General features: G+C 69.2%; 6 protein-coding genes and 1 pseudogene. 3 read left to right on the top strand and 4 right to left on the bottom strand.

Going from position 1 to position 11,839, the window contains the following annotated elements:
- The first annotated feature begins 104 nt into the window (after nucleotides 1-104).
- Complete coding sequence (locus tag ACIP94_RS36785) at nucleotides 105-2,720, top strand: type I polyketide synthase (protein WP_402435945.1); 2,616 nt, start codon at nucleotides 105-107, stop codon at nucleotides 2,718-2,720.
- Between the two features lie 136 nt (nucleotides 2,721-2,856).
- On the opposite strand, the gene ACIP94_RS36780 is transcribed toward ACIP94_RS36785, so the two are convergent.
- Nucleotides 2,857-3,630 (bottom strand): thioesterase II family protein, encoded by a 774-nt coding sequence (locus ACIP94_RS36780; RefSeq protein ID WP_402435942.1) that lies wholly within the window; start codon nucleotides 3,628-3,630, stop codon nucleotides 2,857-2,859.
- 223 nt (nucleotides 3,631-3,853) lie between these two features.
- On the opposite strand from ACIP94_RS36780, the gene ACIP94_RS36775 reads away from it, so the two are divergent.
- On the top strand, nucleotides 3,854-4,888 hold the full coding sequence (locus ACIP94_RS36775; RefSeq protein ID WP_402435940.1) for a GDP-mannose 4,6-dehydratase: 1,035 nt from the start codon (nucleotides 3,854-3,856) through the stop codon (nucleotides 4,886-4,888).
- 384 nt (nucleotides 4,889-5,272) lie between these two features.
- On the opposite strand, the pseudogene ACIP94_RS36770 reads toward ACIP94_RS36775, so the two are convergent.
- Nucleotides 5,273-5,581, bottom strand: a pseudogene (locus ACIP94_RS36770) (alpha/beta hydrolase fold domain-containing protein); the annotation flags it as partial.
- On the opposite strand from ACIP94_RS36770, the gene ACIP94_RS36765 reads away from it, so the two are divergent.
- Nucleotides 5,510-5,824 (top strand): hypothetical protein, encoded by a 315-nt coding sequence (locus ACIP94_RS36765; RefSeq protein ID WP_402435956.1) that lies wholly within the window; start codon nucleotides 5,510-5,512, stop codon nucleotides 5,822-5,824. The pseudogene ACIP94_RS36770 and the gene ACIP94_RS36765 overlap by 72 nt on opposite strands.
- Before the next feature lie 198 nt (nucleotides 5,825-6,022).
- Here the strand turns inward: ACIP94_RS36765 and ACIP94_RS36760 are convergent, their stop codons facing one another.
- Together ACIP94_RS36760 and ACIP94_RS36755 are read right to left on the bottom strand one after the other, a co-directional pair.
- Entirely contained in the window at nucleotides 6,023-8,824 is a 2,802-nt protein-coding gene (locus tag ACIP94_RS36760; protein ID WP_402435937.1) for a hypothetical protein, read from the bottom strand.
- 86 nt (nucleotides 8,825-8,910) lie between these two features.
- Nucleotides 8,911-11,670, bottom strand: coding sequence for an N-acetylmuramoyl-L-alanine amidase (locus tag ACIP94_RS36755; protein ID WP_402435934.1), 2,760 nt, complete (start codon nucleotides 11,668-11,670; stop codon nucleotides 8,911-8,913).
- Nucleotides 11,671-11,839: the final 169 nt, after the last annotated feature.

Below are 11,839 nucleotides of genomic sequence, written 5' to 3'. Positions count from 1 at the left end.
TGGAGCTGGGGCCGGACGGGACGCTGTCGGCGATGATCCAGGAGACCGCGGCCGTCACCACGGTTCCCGCACTGCGCCGAGACCGGGACGAGGAGACGGCTGCGGTGACGGCGCTGGCGGTGCTGCACGCCCATGGTGTCAGGGTGGACTGGGAGGCGTTCTTCGCCGGCACGGGCGCCCGCCGGGTCGATCTGCCGACCTACGCCTTCCAGCACGAACGGTTCTGGCCGCAGCCGTCGGAAGCAGCGCCCTCGACGGCCGGCCACCCGCTTATCCACTCCGTTGTGCCACTGGCCGACGGTGACGGCGTGGTCCTCACCGGCCGGCTGTCGCTGCGGACACAGCCGTGGCTGGCGGATCACGTCGTACACGGCCGGGTCCTGTTCCCCGGCACCGGTTTCGTCGAGCTGGCGCTGCGCGCCGGGGACGAACTCGGCCTCCAGCAGATCGAGGAACTGACCATGGCGGCGCCGCTGGTGCTGCCGGAGAAGGGCAGCGTCGCCCTTCAGGTGTCGGTCGACGGGACCGGCCGGATCGGTGTCTTCTCCCGGCCCGACGGCACGGACGGCCCGTGGACGCAGCATGCCACCGGCACCCTGGGCCAGGCCGCCAGGCCCGCCGCCGACCTCGGCGCGTGGCCACCGGCGGGTGCGGAACCCGTGTCGCTCGACGGGTTCTACGAACGCGTGCTGGAGCTCGGTTTCGACTACGGACCGGCGTTCCAGGGTCTGCGGTCGGTCTGGCACGCCGCCGACGGCGCGTTGTTCGCCGAGGTCGAACTGCCCGAACGCATGTCGGGACAGTACGGCTTGCACCCGGCGCTGTTCGACGCCGCCCTGCACACCCTCGGCACGACCGCACACGGCGAGCCGAGCCGGGTGCCGTTCTCCTGGGAGGGCGTGTCCCTGCACGCGACCGGCGCCACAGCACTGCGGGTCCGGCTGGCCGCCGACGGCGACACCGCGTCGCTGACCGCGGTCGACCCGGCGGGCACTCTCGTGCTCTCCGCCGATGCGCTCACGCTTCGTACCGTCACGCCGGATCAGTTCGGCCAGGTCGATTCCTTGTATCGGGTGGAGTGGGTGACGTCGGTGCCGGCGGTTGAGGTGGGTGATGTGCGGTTCGTGGAGTTGGTGGGTGGCGTTGATGTGGTGGCGTCGGCGCGTGCGTTGGCGGTTCGGGCGCTGGAGCTGGTGCGGGAGCCGGATTCCCGGGTGGTGTTCGTGACCCGGGGTGTGGTCAGTGGTGCGGATCCGGCTGCTGCTGTGGTGTGGGGTCTGGTGCGTTCGGCGCAGAGGGAGTTGCCGGGTCGGTTCTGGCTGGTGGATGTGGAGGGTGGGGGTGAGCCGGTTGTCACGGATGAGCCTGAGGTGGTGGTGCGTGGGGGTGAGGCGTTCGCGGCTCGGCTGGTTCGGGCTGAGGGGGGTGAGGGTCGGTCCTGGGGCGGTGAGGGGACGGTGTTGATCACTGGTGGTACGGGTGGTCTGGGTGCGTTGGTGGCGCGGCATGTGGCTGAGCAGGGTGTGCGCAGGCTGCTTCTGCTGAGTCGGCGTGGTCCGGCTGCGGAGGGTGTGTCGGAGCTGGTGGCTGAGTTGGCGCGGCTGGGGGCGGACGCTGAGGTCGTGGCGTGTGATGTGGCGGACCGGGCGGCGTTGGCGAAGGTCCTCCGCGAGCGTGTGGTGACGGGTGTGGTGCACGCGGCTGGGGTGCTGGACGATGGTGTGCTGGAGGCGCTGACACCGCAGCGGCTGGATCGGGTGCTGGGGCCGAAGGCGGATGCGGCGTGGCATTTGCATGAACTGGTGGGGGATGTGGATCAGTTCGTGATGTTCTCGTCGGTGGCGGGTGTGTTCGGGGCTGCGGGTCAGGCGAACTATGCGGCTGCCAATGCGTTTCTGGATGCGCTGGCGGCTCATCGTCGTGCTCGCGGTTGGTCGGGTGTGTCGCTTGCGTGGGGTCCGTGGGAGCGGAGTGCGGGCATGACCAGCGAGCTGACAGGGGCGGACGTGGCGCGTATGCGGCGTTTGGGTGTGCTGCCGTTGGGTTCCACCGAGGGTCTGGCCCTGTTCGACGCCGCGACTGACCCGGCGACCGTGCCGGTGAAGCTGGACCTGGCGGGACTGCGAACCTCCGGTGAAGTACCGCCACTGCTGCGCCGCCTCGTCCGCACCCCGGCCCGCCGTACGGCGGCCACCGCGCACGCTGGCGACGGGATCGTCGCGGCACTTGGCGCGGCCGCGCCCGCCGACCGGCCGGAGCTGGTGCTCGAGCTGATCCGCAGGCACGCCGCCGCCGTCCTCGGGCACGGCGACGCGGCGGAGCTCTCACCGGACCGGCGGTTCCAGGACCTCGGGTTCGACTCGCTGATCGCTGTGGAGTTCCGCAACAGGATCGGTGCGGAGATCGAACAACGGCTGCCCGCAGCACTGCTGTTCGATTACCCGACCCCGGGTGACCTGGTCGACCACCTGCTGCCCAGGCTCGTCGCCGACGAACCCACCGGGCCGGCCGCGCTGCTGGCGGATCTGGATCGGCTGGAGCGCGCGCTGGACGAGACCACGGTGGACGACGAGCGCCTGCATCGGCAGATCGCCGGCCGGCTGGAAGTGCTCCGCAGCAGGTGGGCGGCAGATCGACAGGAAGAAGACGGCTTCGATGTCGAGTCGGCCACCGACGACGACATGTTCCGCATGCTCGATGACGAGCTGGGCCCGAACTGAGGACAAGGGAGCGCGTCGTGGCAGCGGGTGCCCGTCCGGGCATTCGTGAGCGGTGAGGGCCGGGCGTGATCGCCCGGCCCTCACCGCCGAACGCTCGGTAGCGACGGCCTCACAGCCGTACCCGGCCCCGGAACGACTACCTGATGGCGGCCCAGTCGGAGACGGCGGACAGCGCGGCCGCCAACTCGGCGTTCACCTCGGCCTGGTGCTCGGCCAGGTAGAAGTGGCCGCCGGGGAACGTGCGGAGGCGAAAGCCGGCGGTGGTGTGTTCGCGCCATTGGTCGGCCTCCGCGACGGTTGTCTTCGGGTCGTCATCCCCCACCAGTACGGTGATCGGGCAGTCGACCGTGCTGCCCGGCACGGCCTGGTAGGTCTCGATGACCCGGTAGTCGCCGCGCACCGCCGGCAAGGCCATCCTCACGATCTCCTCGTCGCCCAGTAGGTCCGCCTGGGTGCCGTTGAGCTTCCGCAACTCGTCGAGCAGGCCGTCGTCGTCCCGCAGGTGCACGCGCTCGTCGCGGTGTGTGGCCGGCGCGCGCCGACCGGATGCCACGATCGCTCGGGGCGCGGCGGGCGTGTCAGCGAGTGCGAGGGCTGTCTCGAACGCGAGCACCGCACCCATGCTGTGTCCGAAGTAGACAGTCGGCAGCGGCCTTTCCTGCTCGAGTACCGGCCCGATGCGAGCGACGTACTCCGCGACGCTGAGCACCAGTGGCTCATGTCTGCGGTCCTGGCGGCCGGGGTACTGGAGGACCACGACGTCGGCGGCGGCTGCGTGGGTCATCGCGACGGGGTGGTAGAAGCTCGCGGAGCCGCCCGCATGCGGGAAGCAGACGAGCCGTACGCGGGTACTGGCGTCGGGCCGGAAGCGGCGCAGCCAGCGCTCCGCGTCGGTGCCGGGGATGGGCATGAGGTCTCCTCGGGGCAGTCGTCACAGGCGAGTAGGTCCCATTCCCGACCGGAGAATCCCCAGTTCCGGGAAATGATCGTGCCAATTCCCAGTGATGCACTAGGGTGCCCCGACTTTCGTTGACACTGCGGACTTGCGGCTGTGAGTGTCACTACCAGGACTGCTCCCGCGAAAGCTCACAGCGCGTAGCGGTCATTTTTCCGTCGCGGCAGAAGGGAATGTCGTGTCCAAGCGTGCTCTCATCACTGGGGTCACCGGTCAGGACGGCTCGTACCTCGCAGAACACCTGCTGGCACAGGGCTACCAGGTATGGGGTCTGATACGGGGCCAGGCCAACCCGCGAAAGTCACGGGTCAGCCGCCTTGCATCCGATCTCTCCTTTGTGCACGGTGACCTCACGGACCAGGCCAGCCTGGTCTCGGCGCTGGACCACGTCCAGCCTGACGAGGTGTACAACCTCGGAGCCGTCTCGTTCGTGCCGATGTCCTGGCAACAGCCGGAACTGGTGACCGAAGTCAACGGCGCCGGTGTGCTCCGAATGCTGGAGGCCATTCGCATGGTCAGTGGGCTGAACACATCCAGATCGACCCGCTCCGGTCGGATCCGGTTCTACCAGGCGTCGTCCTCCGAGATGTTCGGGAAGGTCGCGGAGACTCCGCAGCGGGAGTCGACCCGGTTCCACCCCCGTAGCCCGTACGGGGTGGCCAAGGCCTATGGCCATTTCATCACGCGTAACTACCGTGAGTCGTTCGATATGTACGGCGTCTCCGGCATCCTGTTCAACCACGAGTCCCCGCGCCGTGGTGCCGAGTTCGTGACCAGGAAGATCTCGCTGGCCGTCGCTCGGATCAGGCTGGGACTGCAGGACAAGCTGGCGCTGGGCAACCTGGACGCGGTGCGTGACTGGGGCTTCGCCGGCGACTATGTCAAGGCGATGCACCTGATGCTCCAGCAGGAAGAGCCGGGGGACTACGTGATCGGGACCGGCGTCATGCACTCGGTCCGCGACGCGGTGCAGACCGCCTTCGGCGCCGTGGACCTCAACTGGGAGGACCACGTCGTGATCGACCCATCGCTGGTCCGCCCGGCTGAAGTGGAGACGCTGTGCGCCGACTCCAGCATGGCCCGAGCCGCGCTGGACTGGGCGCCCACGGTGAAGTTCGAGGAACTGATGCAGAAGATGGTCGAGTCGGACCTGGAGCAGGCATCGCGGACCCGCGATTATGGCGAGCTGTTGGCAGCCGCCGACAGCTGGTGACACCATGACCGACACGCCAACCGGCCCCACCCTTCCGACGACACCCCCCACGAACTCCCGGACAGCGCCGTCGACCCGCTCACCTGCCGACACCCCCGAATGGTCGACTGACTGGGAGCAATGCCAGTAGCCGTCAACTGCCCAGCCCGAGCGGCGGTTGCCCGCCCTACGGTCCCCGGATCGTCCACCCGTCTTGACCTAACTCCTGACTTGTTCAATCGACCCCAGACGCTCGGTCTGCAGCCGTAGCGTCCAGGGTGTCGGTCGGTCGGCACGGGCCCGCAGTGCTCCTCTGAGATGTGCAGGGCGGCGTGCGGCTGGCCAGGGTGATGCCGGCCTCCGCCGCGTGGGTGCCGCGCAGGGCCTTCAGCGCCGGTGGCAGGTCGCCTCGTCGGTCGTGTACTGGTCCCAGAGCCGTTGCATGCCGTCCCGGCGCAGGAAGTAGCCCTCGGTGAACTGGCGGCGGGAACCGGTGTCGAAATTCGCGTCGGTGAACGGGCAGACAGCACCTGCTGTGCCGGCGCGGGTCCGCCGCGTTCCTTGGCCATCAGGGTGAGCGCAGCGGTCATGCTGCCGCCCGGCCGAGTCCCCGGACACGGTCGGCCGGGAGCAGTCCAGACCGTGGGACGCGCCCTCGTCCACCTCCTACTGGGCGACGGCGTAGTTCTGCTCGATCAGGACCGGGTGGCGGGCCGCAAGGCCCGCAAGGACAGCAAGCCCGTCACCGTGACCGGCCTGGCCGCCGCAGCCGGCGTCTCCACCGACTTCATCTACCGGCACCCCGTACTCAGGGCTCAGGTGGAAACACTACGCCGAGCCCGCAGGGCCGCACCATCCGCACAGTCCAACGCCTCCGACATCGAGGCGGCCTCCAGCACCCTGATCCGCCGACTGAGCCCACAACTCACCGACGCCCGCCGCACACACCACCAATAGGTGGCCGAACTCCGCAAAGCACTGAGAGTCGCCCACGGCGAACTCCTCTGGCATCAACGCTCTGAAGTGGCCCCACTTTTCCGGTCCGAACTGGCCCCACCATCGGGGCGTACGGGAGCGTTCGGGGGTTGTTCCGGCTTGAGTTGGCCCGCCCGGCCGGTTCTACCGGCCGGGCACACCCCGATCCTCAGGGGCTGGTCATCGTGCGGTTGTGTTGGTGTTGGTGGCCCAGAGGGCGCCGCCCTTGCCGGGGCCTCCGGTGTTCCTGTAGACGACGAGGTTGCCGTCGTTCTGCATCATCAGGTAGGCGCCGGAGTGGTGGCTGGTGTTGGTGGCCCAGAGGGCGCCGCCCTTGCCGGGGCCTCCGGTGCTCTTGTAGACGACGAGGTTGCCGTCGTTCTGCATCAGGGCGTAGCCGCCTGGGTGGCCGGAGGTGTGGGTGGACCAGATGGCGGCGCCGTCGCGTCGGCGGTACATCACAAGGTTGCCGTCGGTCTGCATGACCAGGCGGGTGTAGGTGCCTTGGGTCCACCAGCCGGGCTGGAGGGTGGTGCCGGAATAGGCGGTCTGCGACCGGGCGTAGGTGCCGCTCGACCACAGGGGGCTGTGGCTGGCCTTCGCGTATACGACGACGTCGCCGTCGTCCTGCACGGTGGCGTACGCGCCTGGTTGTCCGTAGGTGTGGCTCGACCACAGAGCGCCGCCCCTGCCTGCACCGCCGGTGCTCGTATAGACGACCAGATTGCCGTCTGTCTGCAACACCGCGTACCCACCCGAGTTGCCGCTCGTCCCGCTCGACCAGACCACCTGACCGGCACCCTTGCCGGTGTTCAGGCGGGCGACGAGGTTGCCGTCCGTCTGCATGGTCAGGGTCATGGTGGAGCTGTTCAGGCTGTGTCCCGGGAGCAGGTGCTGGCCGGGGTAGATGAAGGCGCCTGCGGCGGGTGCGGGGGTGGAGGCGGGGATGTGTGGGTCGACGAGGTGGACGTTCTTCTCGCTGTCGAGGTAGGCGATGGTGCCCTGGTCCTTGTCGACGGCCCAGGTCACCCGGCGGTCGTCGGCGACCGGCCCGGCGGGCAGGTCGGCCAGGTCGGTGATGGTTGCGGTGTCGGTGTGCACGTCGGTGAGGGCCAGTTTGCCTGCCGTCGTGTCGTGCTCGACGATGAACCCGTCACCGAGCTGGGCGGGATGGGCGGGTACGGGTACGTCCTTGCCGGTGGCCAGGTCGTGTACCCCGGCCGGGCCCGACGGTCCGCAGGACCAGTACACCCAGTGCTGGGCGGCTGCTTGAAGCTCGCTGGGCGTGCAGGGGGCGTCGGTCGTCACGGTCTGGACGGTGCGCTGGGTGGTGAGGTCGATCTGGACCAGGGTCCCCGCGGTGGATCCGGGGACCCACACCGTGGAGCCGGACAGCGCGGCGGCGGAGGCGGGGCGGGTGAAGAGCACGTGGCTGTTGCCGCCCGCGTCGGCGTCGCCGATGTACTGCTTCTTCGTGGACCCGCCGTTGTAGACCACGTAGGGGCCCTCGGCGTCGACGAGGGTGCCGCTCGTGGCGCCGGGGGTGACGAGCACCGCGCTGTCGCCGGGACTCTGCATGGTGACGGCGTCGCCCTGGGCGGTGGCGTTCGGCCACAGCTGCGAGACGTTGCCGTCGCCGGTGGCGATGGGTGGGTTGCAGGTGGCCGTGGTATCGCAGTGGGTGGGGGCGAAGGGCCGGCCGAAGTTCTGCTCGGGGCCGTAGGAGGGTGGCGAGCCCGGCTGGACACTGCGGTCGTAGGCGAGGTCCCCACCGGCTGACGTACGCCGGACCATGAACAGCTTCCCGCCTGCGAGGGTCAGCCCGTCGATGGGGGCGGGCATGCCGGGGTCGGAGTCCACAGGGGTTCCCGTCGGGGTGCCGTCCGACCCGGCGGTGAACCGGCGGGCCGCCCAGTCGGTGACCGACGAGCCGCCCACGACGACGGCCCCGCCCGGCTCCTGCCTGAGAGAGCTGGAGATGACGTGGTCCAGAACCGGGCTCAAAGCGGTCGAGCCGGACAGCGGCAGCGCGTAGAGGGGGTAACCGATCGCGTCGTCCGGACTGGACGGGCCGGTGTGCGACGCCGAGTACGTGATCAGCAGGGAGTCGCCCGCGATGCCCACTTGGTAGAGGGTGCTGTCGTACGTGCTGCCCAGCGGTGCCGGCGGGACCTGGATGGTGTTCTCCGTTCCACCGGGGGCGGAACGGGACACGACGTGGACCTGCCCGCCTGAGGTGGTCCCGTCGGCACCGTACGACGAATACCAGGCGATGTACGCGCTGGACAGCACGACGCGGGCGCCGGAGACCGGCGGCCCCATGATAGGCGTGACGGCACCAGTCGCCAGGTCTACCAGCGCCAGTCGGTTCTCCGTGGTGCCGTTGCTGCTGTCGGTGTAGCGCAGTACCACCGAGGCGGCGTCCCCGGCCGGCACCGGGGTCTGGGGCGTGGCGCCCGCCGGCCAGCCGGTGACCGGTGTGTCGGTCTGCTGCCCGTCCGCGGTACCGAGCACGTGAAAGCCCGTCACGGTTCCGTCAGCGGCCTTGGTGACCGTCAACAGACGCGAGCCGAACGTTCCGACGTAACTCTGACCGGCGCCGGGCTTGATGGTCGTGGTGGTATCCGAGTCCATGTCGTGCAGCTGGTAGCCGTCGGCCGACGGTGTCGCCACCACGTCGGCACCCGCCCCCCAGTACCCGGGCGCCGTATTGGCCGTGACCTGCCGTACCGGGATGTCCGCTCCGCCTGCGTACTTCGTCCAGACGAAGGCGGACTGGTTATCGGACTGATGCAGGAAACCGCCCGGGCCCGCGAAGACCACTATGTCTTTGGGCGGGTTGTTCAGCAGCGCGGCCGGTATGACCGTCTCGCCGGGCGTGTCGGCCGCGGCCGTCGCCACGGTCAGGGGCAGGGCCCCCGAAGCGAGGGCGCATGCCGCGGCAACCGCGAAACATCCGCTCCCCAGGGTGTGCTGGGCCACCCATTCCTCCTTGGGACGGGGCTGCTCTGCCCGGCCGCAGCCGGGCAGAGCAGCCGTCAGGTTTCAGTTACGCGCGGTCAGCAACGTCATGGCACGTCCTTGTAGGTGCCGGTGGACCAGAGTGCGCCGCCGGTGGTCGCGCCACCGCCGCTCTTGTAGACGATGAGGTTGCCGTCGTTCTGCATGGCCGCGTAGGCGCCGGAGTGGCCCCAGGTGCCGGTGGACCATAGGGCGCCGCCACTGCTCGGACCGCCGCCGCTCTTGTAGACGACGAGGTTTCCGTCACTCTGCATGTACGCGTAGGCGCCGGTGTGGCCCGAGGTGTTGCTGGACCAGATGGCCTTGCCGTCACTGTTGCGGTACATCACCAGGTTGCCGTCGGGCTGCATGACCAGCCGGGTGTACTGGGCCTTCGTCCACCAGCCGGACCAGATCTTCTGGCCGGAGGCGATGGTCTGCCCGCGCTTGTAGGTGCCGGTGGACCACAGTGCGCTGCCGGTGCCGCTGTAGACGACGAGGTTGCCGTCGGCTTGCAGGGTGGCGTTCGCGCCGGAGTGGCCCGAGGTGTGGCTGGACCACAGGGCACCGCCGATGCCGGGTCCACCGCCGCTGTGGTAGACGACGAGGTTTCCGTCGCTCTGCATGAAGGCGTACGCGCCGGTGTGGCCACTCGTGCCGCTGGACCACACCGCCGGGCCGTTCCCGCTGCCTCCGGTCTTGAGGTAGGCGACGAGGTTGCCGTCGTTCTGCATGGTCAGCGTCATGCTGGTGGTGGACAGGCTGTGGCCGGGGGTGAGGAACTGCCCCGGCTGCATGCTGGTGCCGGTGGCCGTCGGTGCGACGGGCGTGACGGTCTTGACGTCGGCGGAGTCGACGAAGGCGAGGCGGCCGTTGTACTGGATCGGATAGTAGGTGGACGTCCCGGTGACGAGGGTGCGGTCGTCGGGGGCGCTGCCGTCGATGTTCACCGAGTTGTCGAAGTCGCCCTTCACCGCGGGCTGGGCGAGGTAGAGCTGGCCGGCCGCGATGGTGTACTTCGACAGGGGCGTGACGGGTTGTGCGGTGATGGCGGCGGGGTAGGCGCCGGCCTCGGGGTAGGCGCGGCCGTAGACGGGGATCGGGGAGGTGCTGTCCTTGGTGGTGATGAGGGTCTGGCTGCTGTCGCCGGACGGGATGGTCCACCTGCCGCCCGGGTTGTCGAACCAGGCCTTCTGCCCGCCGTACCAGATCGCCGTCCAGTCGCCCTGCTGGGCGGCGACGACGAACCGTTGCCCGGCCATGGCCTTGTCGCCCCAGTCGAATCCGGCGGTGGTGCCGGATCCGGAGGCGTGCAGGTAGGGGTCGGCGATCAGCGGGTCGCTGGTGGAGGGGCCGGTGCGCAGGTAGACGAAGTTGGCCGGCTGCGCGGAGGCGTTGTCGACCGGGGGTTCGTTGGCCGTGGTGAACGGCGGGGCGATGGTGACCAGTTCACCGGCCTGCAGCGGGTCTCCGACCTGGTTGGAGCCGATCGGTGCGCCCAGGAGTTGCAGGTAGTGGGTCCAGTCCCAGAAGGGGCCGGGATCCCAGTGCATTCCGGCGACGTAGGCGTCCAGCGGTCCGGGGACGTTGTCGTGTCCGAAGATGTGTTGGCGGTCGAGGGGGATGCCGTACTTGGTGGCCAGGTACTTCACCAGCGCCGCCGAGGACTCGTACTCCGACTCGGTGTACCAGGACGCGCCGGAGATGGCGTAGCCCTCGTGCTCGATCCCGATGGAGTGCATGTTGACGTACTTGTTGCCCGAGTGCCAGGCGATGTCCTCGTCGGGCACCATCTGGGTGACCAGCCCGTCGGAGGAGCGGATCACGTAGTGGGCGCTCGCATAGGCGGTCGGGTCCTGGAATTGGCTGACCGCCGTGGCGTAGTCCGATTCGGTGTCGTGGATGACGATATTGCGGATCGTGTCGCCGTCCGCCGGGCGGTTGGCGGTGTCGTAGTTGCCGTAGTTGCTCTTGTCGTTGGGGTCGTTCTGCGCGTATGCGGCCGCCACGAAGTTGCAGACCAGGCCGGACGGGCACTCGGGTGTCGGCGTCGTGGTTCCGTCCGCCGGTACGGCGTAGCCGGCCGCGGCATATCCGGTGTTGGTTCCGCCCTGGGTCCAGTAGTCGGCCGGCCGGTAGCCTGCACTCGTGATGCGCGGCCGCAACGTGGGCTGCGCGGATACGGTGACCTGTTGCCCGTTGGCCGTGGTGCGGCTCAGCCCGGTACGTATGTGGGCGTAGACCCGCTGTGCGAACTGCGCGGCGCCCGCGGAGTCCGGAGACTGGCTGAACCGCTCCACCGCCGGATACCACCGTGCCGGATCCACCGGAAGAGCGCCGGTGGCCTCCTTCTCATACCGTGCGAGCAACGCGGCCCCACCGCGCACGCTCTGCTCCATGTCTCCGCGCAGGGCACCGGCCGGCTTGCCGATCAGCTTCGCGGCCTGGTCGAGGGTGTGCAGCGCCGGAGCGGACGTCCGCACCGCGCCCACGTCCGCCAGAAGCCGCGCGTCCGGGTGGAACCTGCCCCGGTGGTCGTCACCGCGCATGTCGAGTTCGGCCGTCCGGTCCTTGGCCGAAGGCCGCTTCAGTGTGTCCGGGCCGACCTGGGTCAGGCCCATCACGTTGTAGTTGCCGGTGGTGCTGGGGCTGCCGTCGTGGCTGTCCCACCGGCTCTGCTGATACGCCACCGCCATCAGCACGCTCTGCGGCACGTGGAACTCCCGGGCGGCTGCGGCGAATTCGTGCTGCAACGCGTACGGCTGCGGTCCACGGGGCTGCTGCGCCTGCGCCAGTGCTGTGACGCCCGCCGCTGCGACCGCCAGCACGCCGGCGATCCCCAGTGACAACCGCACGTGCGATCTGCGGTGTCTATTCCGTCCTTGAGGCAACGTTTGCAATCCCTTTGCTTTTGTGCGCCGTAACCACCCACAGGGGAGGGGGTATTGGGGCGAGGTAGGCGTCAGTATCGAAAGAACTGGGTGAGAAGAAGGTGTG

The organism is Streptomyces sp. NPDC093261 (assembly GCF_044753645.1).
GTDB lineage: Bacteria > Actinomycetota > Actinomycetes > Streptomycetales > Streptomycetaceae > Streptomyces.
This window is presented reverse-complemented; position numbering and strand designations above follow the sequence as displayed.